We start from the raw sequence: 13,720 nt of genomic DNA, 5'->3' as shown, positions 1-13,720 counted from the left end.
ATTGATTCGATAAAAAAGCGTAAATACCTGCTACAACCTATCTATAAACCTGTTTGTTTAGCGGTATCCTGTCGTCAGTTCAACACCAGAGGAATTTATCGTGAAAGCGCCCCGCGTGACCCTTGATCAATGGCGCACCTTGCAGGCTGTGGTTGACCATGGCGGCTTCGCCCAGGCTGCGGAAGTACTCCACCGTTCGCAGTCGTCCGTCAGTTATACCGTGGCCCGCATGCAGGACCAACTCGGCGTACCGCTGCTGCGGATCGACGGGCGCAAGGCGGTGCTAACCGAGGCAGGCGGCGTATTGCTGCGCCGTTCGCGGCAACTGGTCAAGCAAGCCAGCCAGCTCGAAGACCTCGCCCATCATATGGAGCAAGGCTGGGAAGCCGAGGTCCGGCTGGTGGTCGACGCTGCCTACCCCAATGCCCGGCTGGTGCGCGCCCTGACCGCCTTTATGCCGCAAAGCCGTGGCTGTCGCGTGCGTCTGCGTGAAGAAGTGTTGTCCGGTGTCGAGGAGGTGTTGCTCGAAGGCGTGGCTGACCTGGCTATCAGCAGTTTCAATATTCCCGGTTATCTGGGCACCGAGTTGAGCACTGTGGAATTTATCGCGGTGGCCCACCCGGACCACCCGTTGCATCGCCTGCAGCGGGAGTTGCACTTCCAGGATCTGGAAAGCCAGTTGCAAGTCGTGATCCGCGACTCCGGCCGCCAGCAACCACGGGATGTCGGCTGGCTCGGCTCCGAGCAGCGCTGGACCGTGGGCAGCCTGGCCACGGCCGCCGCCTTTGTTGGCAGCGGGCTGGGCTTTGCCTGGTTGCCACGGCACATGATCGAACGCGAACTCAAGGAAGGCGTACTCAAGCCATTACCACTTAATCAGGGCGGCGACCGCCACCCGGTGTTTTTCCTGTATGCCAACAAGGACAAACCGCTGGGCCCGGCCACGCAAATCCTTGTCGAATTGTTGCAAACTTTCGACAAAGCCCCGCTGGATGCACCTTTCGCTGCGCCGCAGCAAGCGTGAAGAGCAGTGGGCAGGAACCTGATTCGGGAATATCCTGTCCAACACCCGCCGCCCGTGAACATCCGCCTCTGCAGGATGTGGCACGGGCACTGGTTCAATGCACCGCTGCCAGTGTGGCATTGAACAGTCACCCCACTTTTCAGGATCACTGAACCATGCTCAAAAAAATTGCTCTTGCCGCTGGCGCCCTGCTGTTAGCCACCAACCTGATGGCTGCTGACACCGCCAAAGCCCCTCATGTCATGCTGGATACCAGCTTCGGCAAGATCGAAATCGAACTGGACCCGGTCAAGGCACCGATCAGTACCGACAATTTTCTCAAATACGTCGACAGCGGTTTCTACAACAACACCATTTTCCACCGTGTGATCCCGGGCTTTATGGTGCAAGGCGGCGGTTTCACTTCGCAGATGGTGCAAAAGCCGACTCGTGACCCGATCAAGAACGAAGCCAGCAATGGCCTGCATAACGTGCGCGGCACCCTGTCGATGGCTCGCACCTCCAACCCGAACTCCGCGACCAGCCAGTTCTTTATCAACGTGGCCGACAATGCGTTTCTGGACCCGGGCCGTGACGCCGGCTACGCCGTCTTCGCCAAGGTAGTAAATGGCATGGACGTGGTTGACCAGATCGTCAATTCGCAAACCACCACCAAACAGGGCATGCAAAATGTGCCGATCGACCCGGTACTGATCAAGTCAGCCAAGCGTATCGACTGATAGCCTCAATCATGCAGGAAGCATTGATTGGTCAAAGTCAGACCCTGTAGTCGCTGCCGCAGGCTGCGATGGGCTGCATCGCAGCCCTTTCTTAAAGGTCCTGCGAACCTTATCGCAGCCTGCGGCAGCGACTACAGAATTTTGCTGCACCGGTCACACCACTAAAGGAGAGCCCGCGCTGCGGGCGTCAGTGCCAATGCTTTATCGCCGTTTCGAACAACTGATCGATATTTTCCGCGAAGCTCCCACCGCCGCCCCTCCCAGCACTGTCTGGGCGTTTTACCTCTACTACCTGCGTCAGGTCTGGCCCATCTTCGCCGCCTTGCTGGTGGTCGGGCTGATCGCGGCACTGATCGAGGTGTCGCTGTTCAGCTACCTGAGCACATTGATCGACCTGACCCAGGGCACGCCCAATACCGACTTCTTCAGGGTCCACAGTGGCGAGCTGATCTGGATGGCCGTGGTCGCACTGATCATCCGTCCGGTGTTCTTTGGCCTGCACGACCTGCTGGTGCACCAGACCCTGAGCCCGAGCATGACCAGCATGATTCGCTGGCAAAATCACAGCTACGTGCTCAAGCAAAGCCTCAACTTCTTCCAGAACGATTTCGCCGGGCGCATCGCCCAGCGCATCATGCAAACCGGTAATTCGCTGCGTGACTCGGCCGTGCAGGCGGTCGATGCCCTGTGGCATGTACTGATCTACGCGATCAGTTCGCTGGTGCTGTTTGCCGAAGCCGACTGGCGCCTGATGATCCCGCTGCTGACCTGGATCGTCTGCTATATCGGCGCCTTGTACTACTTCGTCCCCCGGGTCAAAGAGCGCTCGGTGGTGTCTTCCGATGCGCGCTCGAAATTGATGGGCCGCATCGTCGACGGCTACACCAATATCACCACCCTGAAACTGTTTGCCCACACCCACTTCGAGCAGCAGTACGCCCGCGAAGCCATTATCGAACAGACCGAAAAAACCCAGTTGGCCAGCCGCGTCGTTACCAGCATGGACGTGGTCATCACTACCATGAACGGCCTACTGATTGTCAGCACCAGCGGCCTGGCGCTGTGGCTGTGGAGCCAGTCGCTGATCAGCGTCGGCGCCATTGCCCTGGCCACCGGCCTGGTGATCCGCATCGTCAATATGTCCGGCTGGATCATGTGGGTGGTCAACGGCATTTTTGAAAATATCGGTATGGTCCAGGACGGCCTGCAAACCATCGCCCAGCCAGTGGCGGTGACTGACCGCGAACATGCACCGCGCCTGACCGTGAACCGTGGTGAGGTGCGCTTTGAGCACGTTGATTTCCACTATGGCAAACGCAGCGGGATCATCAGCGACCTCAACCTGGTGATAAAGCCCGGCGAAAAAATCGGCCTGATCGGCCCTTCGGGCGCTGGCAAGTCGACTCTGGTCAACCTGTTGTTGCGCCTGTATGACCTGCAAGGTGGTCGCATCCTGATCGACGATCAGAATATCGCCGAAGTCACCCAGGAAAGCCTGCGCGAACAGATCGGCATGATTACCCAGGACACTTCGCTGCTGCACCGCTCCATCCGTGACAACTTGCTGTACGGCAAACCGGATGCAACCGACGAAGAGCTGTGGGAAGCCGTGCGCAAAGCCCGGGCCGATGAGTTTATCCCGTTGCTGTCCGATGCCCAGGGCCGCACCGGTTTCGATGCCCATGTCGGCGAGCGCGGGGTCAAGCTCTCCGGTGGTCAGCGCCAGCGCATCGCTATTGCCCGCGTGCTGCTCAAGAACGCGCCGATCCTGATCATGGACGAAGCCACCTCGGCTCTCGACTCGGAAGTCGAGGCCGCCATTCAGGAAAGCCTCGAAACCCTGATGCAAGGCAAAACCGTAATTGCCATTGCTCACCGCCTTTCAACAATCGCCCGCATGGACCGGCTGGTGGTGCTGGAAAACGGCCATATCGCGCAAACCGGAACCCACAGCGAACTGCTCGCCCGGGGCGGTTTGTACTCGCGGCTCTGGCAGCACCAGACGGGAGGCTTTGTCGGTATCGACTGAGCCTCGCAATCAGCCAGCTGTAAAGCCCGTGAAACACAACGCCAGCGCCCGTTTTAAAAGGGCTCTGGCGTTTTTTATGGTACTGGTAAAAAGCCCGGAGAGTGCTGTACTGAAAGAAGGATTCGGGAGAATTCTGCAGTCAACCGCAGGAGGCGACGCAGCTTCAATTGCTCGATAGATTTATCTATCCGGGACATTCCCATGACCTTGTTCAAACGTTCCGTAACTGAGTTGCTCGGTACCTTCTGGCTGGTACTTGGCGGTTGTGGCAGCGCTGTGCTTGCCGCAGCGTTCCCGGATGTCGGCATTGGCCTGCTCGGGGTTGCACTGGCTTTTGGCCTGACCGTGCTGACCATGGCGTTCGCTATCGGCCATATCAGCGGCTGCCATCTCAACCCTGCCGTATCGTTCGGCCTGTGGGTCGGCGGGCGCTTTCCTGCCAAAGAACTGCCTGCCTATATCATTGCCCAGGTCTTGGGTGGGGTGATTGCGGCCGGGCTTTTGTACATGATTGCCAGCGGCAAGCCCGGCTTTGATCTGGCCGCCAGCGGGCTGGCTGCCAACGGCTATGGCGAGCATTCACCCGGGGGCTACTCGATGGTCTCGGGGTTGATAATTGAAATCACCATGACGGCGATGTTTATCCTGATCATCATGGGCGCCACTGATAAACGGGCCCCTGCAGGTTTCGCGCCTATCGCCATCGGTCTGGCGCTGACCCTGATCCACCTGATCTCGATCCCGGTCACCAACACTTCGGTCAACCCGGCGCGCAGCACGGGCCCGGCCCTGATCGTCGGCGGCTGGGCGATTCAACAGTTGTGGATGTTCTGGCTGGCGCCGCTGATAGGCGCAGCCATCGGCGGGCTGACCTATCGCTGGCTGGGCAAGGAAGACAACTGACAAGCCCCGGCGCGAGGTTCAGGCCTGCCGATAGGGCAGTGCCGACCTCGCTTCTTCGGCATACGCCAGCACCCCGACCCGCTCACGCTGCAGAAAGTCACTCACGGCAGCTTTGAGGCCCTGATGGCGCAGGTAATGCCATGAATGGGTGATCACCGGCTCAAAGCCGCGGATCAGCTTGTGCTCGCCCTGGGCACCGGCATCAAAGCGCTGGATACCCTGGGCAATGGCGTAATCCATACCCTGGTAAAAGCACGTTTCGAAATGCAGGCGGTCGTACTCGGCCAGGCAACCCCAATAGCGACCATACAAACTGCCTCCCCCGATCAGGCTGAAAGCCATGGCTACCGGGGTCGAGCCCTGTTTGGCCAACACCAGGCGGATAGATTCGGGCATACGCTCGGCCAAAAGACTGAAAAACGCCCGGGTCAGGTACGGCGTTTGCCGACGCACCGCATAGGTATTGGCGTAGCAGGCATAGACAAAATCCCATTGCGCTTCGCTGACCTGCTGTCCTTCGAGCCATTCGAACTCAAAGCCCTGCCCCGCCACTTGCTCGCGCTCTTTGCGCATCTGCTTGCGCTTGCGTGAACTGAGGGCATCGAGAAAGTCCTGGAAGTCGCGGTACTCACGGTTCTGCCAATGAAACTGGCAACCCAGCCGTTGCATCCAGCCGCTCTGTTGCTCCAGTGCGGTATCAGCCAGGGTATCGGTGAAATTGATATGGGCGCTGGACAGCCCTTCTATCTCCAGATACCCGGGCAATGCCGCCAGCAACTCCAGCCCGTCCTCGGCACGGGCGGCCAAAAGGCGCGGGCCACTGACGGGGCTGAAGGGTACTGCGGTCAGCAGTTTGGGGTAGTACTCGATGCCCGCCCGCTCGCAGGCCTGCGCCCACTCGTGATCAAACACATATTCGCCGTAGGAGTGCCATTTTCGGTAACTGGGCAGCGCCGCCAGCAGTTGCCCGTTCTCGTAATGCAACAAGTGCTCGGGCTGCCAACCCGAATGCGGGCCCAGGCTGGCGCTGTCTTCAAGGGTGCTGAGAAAGGCATGACGCAAAAACGGCTGCGCCACTGGCACCAGTGCATCCCATTCCTGAGCGGTAATGGCAGACAGGCTGTCCAGTCGTTGTAACGGCATTGAGAGTCCCCGAAGCGCGGCGTAGAGCGCCGATGGTAGCACCACAAGCCAGCCGCCAGCGGTTTTAAGCGACTGAAATCACTGTCACAGACTTGCTATCAGAATGCCACTTTTCTGTCATATCCAGCCGCGATACTGGCGCCGCTTCTTAGAACACGGGGTTATGAGTGACCTGTTTGCCAACACGCTCATGACACACCCAAGCCTCGTTAACGTGAGCCCGTAAAGGGCCGATTTTTCTTGGGATGGCTAGGGCCATTTCAGCACTGGGAGATTCACAATGCGTCTTGTATCTACACGGGTTGCTGCGGGACTGTGTGGTGGCCTGGTATTGGCCATGAGCGTTCCGGCCAGCGCTGCGGTCGATGCCAAACTGCTCGAAATGCTGAAAGCCAACGGTTCCATATCGCCGGCGCAATACTCCGAGCTGCAAACCGAACTCGCCAGTGAGAATCAAGCCAAGCAAGAAGCTGCCGCCAACCAGGTCAAGAAATCCGACCTGACCGCCTTCGAACAGAAAGTGGCCTGGGCTGCCAAGACCGAACTCAAGGGGGATGTGCGAGTTCGTCAGGAAACCGTCAAGATCGACGGCGAATCCGATGGCAAGAACAAGGACCGCCAGCGTATTCGTGCCCGTCTGGGTGCCTACACCGAAATCAACCCGCAAGTGAACACCGGTATTCGTATCGCCACCGGCGGCGGCGACGATGCGCGCTCCACCAACCAGGATCTGGACAACTACTTCGACAAGAAGCAGCTGTGGCTGGATCAGGCTTTCATCGACTACCACCCGACCGCCGTCAAGGACCTGCACCTGATTGCTGGCAAGATGCCACAACCTTGGGTCAGCATGGGCGATGTGATCTGGGACAGTGATATCAACCCTGAAGGCCTGGCGACCACCTACAAGCACAGCCTGGGTAACAGCGGCGTCGAAATGTTTGGTAGCGCCGGTTACTACACCCTCAAGGACAACGTTGACGGCGAAGGCGTGCAGTTCAACCACGACCTGCGTCTATATGCCGGTCAATTGGGAGCAAAATTCGCACCCACCGACAGCCTGAAAGTCACCCTGGGTGGCAGTGTCTACAGTTACGACAACGACAAGGACAGCTCCTGCCCTACCACCGGGACCAAGACCACCCCTTGCGCACTGGCGGTCAACGGCAACAGTACAGACGAGTTCCGTCTGTACGAAGGCTTCGGTCAGGTCGATATCGCCAACCTGCCGCTGCCACTGTCGCTGTACGGCCAATACGTACACAACGCAGCGACCGACAGCGATGAGGACAACGCCTGGCTGGTGGGTTTCAAAAGCAAGCTCGACGCCTTCAGCCTGGACTACAACTACCGCGACATTCAGCGTAACGCAGTGGTCGGTGCCTTCACTGACTCTGACTTCGCCAACGGCACCACCGGTTCACGCGGCCACAAATTCAAAGTGGGTTATGAAATCGACAAGAACTTTGGTGTGGGTGTGACTTACTTCCTGACCAAGGCCGACTACGCAACGTCGACCCAAAAAGATGCCAAGGCCAACACCTTGCAGCTGGACCTGGAAGCCAAGTTCTAAAACCGGGTTGCAAACAGCTTCACTCAACAAACAAAACGCTGAAGTCATTCAGCGTTTTGTGCCACAAAAGCACAGCGTGAATGCCGTCGGCCCCATCACATCCACCGACTGCATTCGCGCTTTTCCCCTACCCCCGGCGCGACTGCTCGCGCATCATCAGCTTAACCGTTTGCTCCAGATCCGCGGGCAAGGGTTCAGGAAGCTTTTTCAACGTGGCGCTCATCAAACGCATTTGCTTGATAAAACGTCTGCAGTTCGGGCAGAACATCAAATGATGACGCACCAACAATCGCTCACGAAAACTCAGCTGGCCATCCAGATAGTCGCTTGAGCGAGCTACTTGCTGTTTGCAGGTCAACATTCGCCTGTTTCCTCGAAATGCTCCACCGTCGCGAAGACTTTAAGCCGGGCCCGATGCACCAGCACCCGGACATTAGAGAGCGACAACTGAAGAAGATTACAAATCTCTTCGAGTTCCAGTCCCTGACGCTCGCGCAACACCAGCACACTGCTTTGCAACTGCGGCAGGCTGAGCAGCGTGTGCTCAAGGCATTCGCGCAATTCATCTTCGGTGAGCAAGGCTTCAGGGGTGTCCTGATGCCAGGCAAACGGCGCCAGCAACCAGTGGCCATCACTGGAAAACCGGTCATCGTCAATGGTGCCGTGGGGGGAGGCGATATCGTCGAGCAAGACTTCACGACGATTTTGCTTGTAGCGATTTTTCGCCGCGTTGGCGGTGATGGTCAGCAGCCAGGTTTTCAGGCTCGAACGGCCTTCAAACCCGGACAGATTGCGTACCACTGACAGCCAGGCGTCCTGGACAGCTTCGTCAGCATGGCGATTGCCGACAATGGCATAGGCCACGGCACGCATGGCGCTTTGATAGGTACTGACCAGCTCGCGAAAAGCTTGTTGATCGCCGGCCAGCAGCCGCTTTAAAAGTTCAGGGTTGTCAGCGATTACCATAGGCCTCCCCGTGTGGGAGCGGGCTTGCTCGCGATAGCATCAACACGGTCATTCAGCTCAACCCGTTTGCCTGAATCGCGAGCTAGCCTGCTCCCACAGGTAATGCGTTGTATTTAGCGCTTGCGCAAAATCACGCTGCCAATCGAATAGCCGGCGCCGAACGAGCTAAGTACTGCCAGCGAGCCAGCAGCCAGATCATCCTGATACTTATGGAAGGCAATCACCGAACCGGCCGAACTGGTATTGGCGTAAGTGTCGAGAATCACCGGAGCCTCTTCGATCGTAGCTTCGCGGCCCAGCAGCTTGCGCACGATCAAGTGGTTCATGCTCAGGTTGGCCTGGTGCAGCCAGAAGCGCTTGACCTCGGCCACATCCAGCTGGTTTTCCGCCAGGTGCTGACCGATCAGTTCGGCCACCATCGGGCACACGTCACGGAACACCTTGCGGCCTTCCTGCACGAACAGTTTGTCCGGGCTGTCCGCTGGCTCGTCAGAGGCACGGTTAAGGAAGCCAAAGTTGTTGCGGATATTGTTCGAGAACGTGGTCAGCAATTTGCTGCTGACGATATCGAACTGATGTGCGGAGGTTGCCAGGTCGGCGCGCTCGACAACCACTGCGGTCGCGGCATCGCCAAAGATAAAGTGGCTGTCACGGTCACGGAAGTTCAGGTGACCGGTGCATACTTCCGGGCTGATCAGCAGTACCGCGCGGGCCTGGCCCAGCTGGACACTGTTGCTGGCAGTCTGGATACCGAAGGTCGCCGAAGAACAGGCCACGTTCATGTCAAAACCGAAGCCCTGAATGCCCAGTGCGTGTTGCACTTCGATGGCAATGGCTGGATACGGGCGCTGCAGGTTGGAGCAGGCGACGATCACGCCGTCGATATCGGCAGCGGTCTTGCCCGCTCGTTCCAGCGCTTGTTTGGCCGCGCCTACGGCCATTTCGCAGAGCACCGACATTTCGTCGTTGGAGCGCTCAGGCAGGTGCGGACGCATGCGTTGCGGGTCAAGGATGCCGTCCTTGTCCATCACAAAACGGCTTTTGATACCCGATGCCTTTTCGATAAACGCGGCGCTCGACTCGGCCAGAGGCTGGACTTCGCCTGCCTCGATGGCTTGCGCGTTGTCGGCGTTGAACTGTTGCACATAGGTATTGAAAGACTGCACCAGCTCTTCGTTGGAGATGCTGTTGGCCGGGGTATACAGGCCGGTGCCGCTGATGACGACGTTATGCACGGTCGTTCCTCTTATTCTGTTCTGACAGAAGATATTGAATTCGTTTCTGGTACTGATAGCCGCGAAGTTTGCCATAAAAGGCAGCATTTGGCGTTATTTACGCCGCCAACCGCACTTTGTAGTCGCTGCCGAGGGACGCAAGCGGCGATTGGATGAGCCCAAAAGCTCGCAGCCTTCGTCCCTCGGCAGCGACTACAGATCGGCCAGGGGTCACGCGTCCACCAAACTCCACTGCTTGCTCAGGCGCTTGTCCGAAATCGGCACCTTGGTACCCAATTGCTGACCAAACAGCGATACGCGGTACTCCTCCAGCCACCAGCGGTACAACTCAAGCTGCGGATCGCGCTTGCCTTCCTGGGCATGCTTGCTGGCACGGGCTTGATATTGCGCCCAAAGCCCGCTCAGTTCACCACTCCAGACCCGGTCTTTCTGCACCTGGCCCGGCAGTTTTTCAAGGCGCATTTCGATAGCCTTGAGGTAACGCGGCAGTTCTTTAAGCCACTGCGCCGGGGTTTCGCGAACAAAACCCGGGTACACCAGATTGCTCAGTTGCTGCTTGATATCATTCAGAGCAACCGCCTGGGCCAGATCGATCTTGCCCTTGAAGCGTTTTTGCAGACCGTGCCACAACTTGAGGATATCCAGGGTCAGCTTCGCCAGCCTCTCGGCATGCTCGGTCCAGGCCCCGCGCTTGCGCTCGGCAAGCGAGGCCAGTCCGGCGCCATCACGGGGCAATACCGCTTCGCCTTCAAGGATGCAGCTGTCGAGGCTGGCCAGCAGGATATCTTCAACCAGGCTCTCGATCCGACCCAGCTCGCGATACAGCAAGCCCAGCTCGGTCAGCCCCGGCAGCTTGCCGCGCAAAAACTTCGCCGGTTCCGCCAGTTGCTGCATCAGCAGACGTTGCAAGGCGCGGCGATGCTGATATTCAGCCTCGGCCGGGGTCGAGAAGCGTCCTTCCTTGACCGTGTTGCCCTCCTCCACCAGCGCCGGGTAAACCGTCATCGACAGTCCGGCGATCTTTTGCTGGGTTTTCTCTGCCACCGGGGCAAACACCCTGGCCTCGACCGGCTGCTGGTTTTTTGCTGTTTGCGGCACTGCCAGGGCGGCCTGACTGGCCTGGGCAAAGCGCGCGGTCAACTCGGCCAGATCACGGCCCTCGCCGAGGAACTTGCCGTCAGCATCGACCACTTCGATATTCATCTTCAGATGATTTTCGACCTGCAGCGCAGCCTCCGCCCACGCTTCGTCACTGACCCGGGCGCCAGTCATGCGCAGCAATTCGCGGCCCAGGGTCTGCGGCAACGAGCCCTGGGCAAACTCCATGCGTTCCAGCGCTGCCTTGATAAAGTCCGGCACCGGCACAAAGTTTTTGCGCAATGCCTTGGGCAAGCTGCGCACCAGGGCAATGCACTTGGCCTCGATCATCCCGGGCACCAGCCACTCCAGGCGCTCTGGGGGCAATACCGGAAGCAGCGGCGCTGGTACTTTGACCGTTACGCCATCACGGGGATGGTTAGGTTCAAAGTGATAACTCAGCTCCAGGGTCAAATCACCCAGATGCAGTGTGTCAGGGAAATGCCGAGCGGTGATTTCGGTGGCTTCGCGGGCCAGCACGTCTTCTTCGCGCATGATCAGCAACTGCGGATCTTTCTGGCTATGGACCCGATACCAGCTATCAAAGGTCGCGGTCTGATGGATCTCGGCAGGCAGGCGGGCATCGTAAAATGCGTACAAGGTTTCTTCATCGGCCAGAATATCGCGACGGCGGGCCTTGGCCTCCAGCTCGTCGAGTTGCTCCAGCAACTGCGCATTGGCCGTCAGGCACTTGGCCCGCGACTGAATCTCGCCACGCACCAACCCTTCACGGATAAACAGTTCACGCGACAGCACCGGGTCGATCGGCCCGTAATGCACCGCCCGCCGACCGACCACGATCAGGCCGAACAAGGTGATCTGCTCGTAAGCCACCACTTGCCCGCGCTTCTTCTCCCAGTGCGGTTCAAAGTAGTTCTTTTTGATCAAATGCCCGGCCAGCGGTTCGATCCAGTCCGGCTCGATCTTGGCCACCATGCGCGCATACAGCTTGGTGGTTTCCACCAGTTCGGCGGTCATCAGCCATTGCGGACGCTTTTTGCCAAGCCCGGACGAAGGATGAATCCAGAACCGACGCTGACGCGCACCCAGGTAATCGCCGTCTTCGGTTTTTTGCCCGATCTGGCTCAGCAAGCCGGACAACACCGCCTTGTGCAGTTTCGGGTAGTCGGCCGGTTCCTGATTGACCGTGAGCTGCATGTCGCGGCAAATCAGGCTCAGTTGACGATGGGAGTCGCGCCATTCGCGCAAGCGTAAATAGTTGAGGAAATTTTTCCGACACCAGTTGCGCAGCGGGCTGGCGGTCAGGGCCTGGCGCTGCTCTTCAAAACCGCGCCACACATTGATCAGGCCAGCAAAGTCCGAGTCCACATCTTTCCATTGCGCGTGGGCCTGATCGGCTGCTTGCTGACGCTCGGGCGGACGTTCGCGTGGGTCTTGCACCGACATCGCACTGGCAACAATCAACACTTCCTGCAAGCTGCCGAGCTTGGCAGCTTCAAGCAGCATGCGGCCCATGCGCGGATCCACCGGCAAGCGCGCCAACTGGCGCCCCAGCGGGGTCAGCTGATTTTCGCGGTTAACCGCCGACAGCTCTTGCAGCAGGTTGAAACCATCGGTGATCGCCTTGCCATCGGGCGGCTCGATAAACGGAAACGCCGTAATCTCGCCCAGACGCAGGTGCAGCATCTGCAGGATAACTGCCGCGAGGTTGGTACGCAGAATCTCCGGATCGGTAAATTCCGGGCGCCCGTTAAAGTCCTCTTCAGCATAAAGTCGTACGCAAATGCCCGGTTCTACGCGACCACAACGACCTTTACGCTGGTTGGCACTGGCCTGGGAAATCGCCTCGATCGGCAGACGCTGGACCTTGGCCCGGTAGCTGTAACGACTGATACGCGCAGTGCCGCTGTCGATCACATAGCGAATGCCGGGCACGGTCAGTGAGGTTTCCGCCACGTTGGTGGCCAGCACCACACGACGCCCCGGGTGCGACTGGAAAATCCGCTGCTGCTCGGCAGGCGACAGTCGCGCATATAAAGGCAGAATTTCGGTGTGTTTGAGCTGCGCCTTGCGCAACATGTCGGCGGCATCGCGGATTTCGCGCTCGCCGGGCAAGAACACCAGCACGTCACCCGGGCTTTTGCGCTCACTGCGCTCGAACGCAGCAATCTCATCCAGGGTGGCGATAATGGCCTGATCGACGCTCAGGTCTTCCTCGACATTGTTGCCCTCTTCATCCTGCTCGGAGGTCAACGGTCGATACCAGGTTTCAACCGGGAAGGTGCGGCCCGACACCTCAACAATAGGCGCATCATCGAAGTGCTTGGAAAAACGCTCCAGGTCAATGGTCGCCGAGGTGATGATGACTTTCAGGTCGGGACGACGCGGCAGCAAAATCTTCAGATAACCCAGCAGGAAATCGATATTCAGGCTGCGCTCGTGGGCTTCGTCGACAATGATCGTGTCATAGCGTTCGAGATAACGATCGTGCTGGGTTTCGGCCAGCAAGATGCCATCGGTCATCAGCTTGACCAGGGTGTTGGAATCGCTCTGATCCTCAAACCGCACCTGATAGCCGACCAGCGCGCCCAACGGTGTACCCAGCTCTTCGGCCACCCGGCTGGCGACACTGCGCGCAGCGATTCGGCGCGGCTGGGTATGGCCGATCAGACCATGCTGGCCACGGCCGATTTCAAGGCAGATTTTCGGCAGCTGAGTGGTTTTACCCGAGCCGGTTTCACCGGCCAGGATCAGCACCTGATGCTTGAGCAACGCGGCCTTGATCTCGTCACGCTTGGCGGCAATCGGCAGGTTTTCGTCATAGCGAATCAGCGGCACACTGGCCGCCCGCGCTGTCACCTGCGCGCACGACGCCTGCACCCGCTCGGCCCAGACGGCCAGCTTGGCCTCGTCAGGCTTTTTGCGCAGCTCATGCAACTGCCGACGCAACTTGTGGCGGTCGGCAATCATGGCTTGATCAAGGTTTTTCAACAGTTGGTCGATAGCAGGCGATTCGTCAGTCATCAGGTG

At 58.7% G+C, this 13,720-nt stretch carries 10 protein-coding genes; 5 read left to right on the top strand and 5 right to left on the bottom strand.

The window, feature by feature from the left end; all coding sequences use genetic code 11:
* Positions 1–100: 100 nt before the first annotated feature.
* The 4 genes from ACZRMH_RS12525 to aqpZ all read left to right on the top strand — a co-directional run bounded on the left by ACZRMH_RS12525 (position 101) and on the right by aqpZ (position 4,675).
* Entirely contained in the window at positions 101–1,024 is a 924-nt protein-coding gene (locus ACZRMH_RS12525; protein ID WP_464013660.1) for a LysR family transcriptional regulator, read from the top strand.
* 155 nt (positions 1,025–1,179) lie between these two features.
* Positions 1,180–1,743, top strand: coding sequence for a peptidylprolyl isomerase (locus tag ACZRMH_RS12520; protein WP_464013659.1), 564 nt, complete (start codon positions 1,180–1,182; stop codon positions 1,741–1,743).
* Between the two features lie 196 nt (positions 1,744–1,939).
* The gene (locus tag ACZRMH_RS12515) at positions 1,940–3,772 is read left to right on the top strand and encodes an ABC transporter ATP-binding protein (protein WP_464013658.1); all 1,833 of its coding nucleotides are present in this window, start codon (positions 1,940–1,942) and stop codon (positions 3,770–3,772) included.
* Between the two features lie 201 nt (positions 3,773–3,973).
* Complete coding sequence (gene aqpZ / locus ACZRMH_RS12510) at positions 3,974–4,675, top strand: aquaporin Z (protein ID WP_464013657.1); 702 nt, start codon at positions 3,974–3,976, stop codon at positions 4,673–4,675.
* A gap of 18 nt (positions 4,676–4,693) precedes the next feature.
* On the opposite strand, the gene ACZRMH_RS12505 is transcribed toward aqpZ, so the two are convergent.
* Positions 4,694–5,818: a GNAT family N-acetyltransferase gene (locus tag ACZRMH_RS12505; protein WP_464013656.1), complete on the bottom strand. Its 1,125-nt coding sequence runs from the start codon at positions 5,816–5,818 to the stop codon at positions 4,694–4,696.
* Positions 5,819–6,098: 280 nt separating this feature from the next.
* Between ACZRMH_RS12505 and ACZRMH_RS12500 the strand changes: the two genes are divergently transcribed.
* On the top strand, positions 6,099–7,391 hold the full coding sequence (locus ACZRMH_RS12500) for a putative porin (protein ID WP_464013655.1): 1,293 nt from the start codon (positions 6,099–6,101) through the stop codon (positions 7,389–7,391).
* A 127-nt stretch (positions 7,392–7,518) separates the two neighbouring features.
* Here the strand turns inward: ACZRMH_RS12500 and ACZRMH_RS12495 are convergent, their stop codons facing one another.
* From ACZRMH_RS12495 to hrpA, 4 genes are all read right to left on the bottom strand, one after another.
* Positions 7,519–7,752 carry an anti-sigma factor family protein gene (locus ACZRMH_RS12495; protein WP_464013654.1) on the bottom strand — a complete coding sequence of 78 codons (234 nt, stop codon included), beginning with the start codon at positions 7,750–7,752 and terminating at the stop codon, positions 7,519–7,521.
* Positions 7,746–8,357 (bottom strand): RNA polymerase sigma factor, encoded by a 612-nt coding sequence (locus ACZRMH_RS12490; RefSeq protein ID WP_464013653.1) that lies wholly within the window; start codon positions 8,355–8,357, stop codon positions 7,746–7,748. Before ACZRMH_RS12490 ends, ACZRMH_RS12495 begins: the two co-directional genes overlap by 7 nt.
* A gap of 113 nt (positions 8,358–8,470) precedes the next feature.
* Entirely contained in the window at positions 8,471–9,592 is a 1,122-nt protein-coding gene (locus ACZRMH_RS12485; protein ID WP_464013652.1) for a beta-ketoacyl-ACP synthase III, read from the bottom strand.
* A 210-nt stretch (positions 9,593–9,802) separates the two neighbouring features.
* Positions 9,803–13,714: an ATP-dependent RNA helicase HrpA gene (hrpA, locus tag ACZRMH_RS12480; RefSeq protein WP_464013651.1), complete on the bottom strand. Its 3,912-nt coding sequence runs from the start codon at positions 13,712–13,714 to the stop codon at positions 9,803–9,805.
* Positions 13,715–13,720 lie beyond the last annotated feature (6 nt).

The sequence above is a fragment of the Pseudomonas sp. B414 genome (assembly GCF_055408445.1).
Note: the sequence above shows the minus strand (reverse complement) of the source record. Positions and strands in the feature narration are given on the sequence as shown.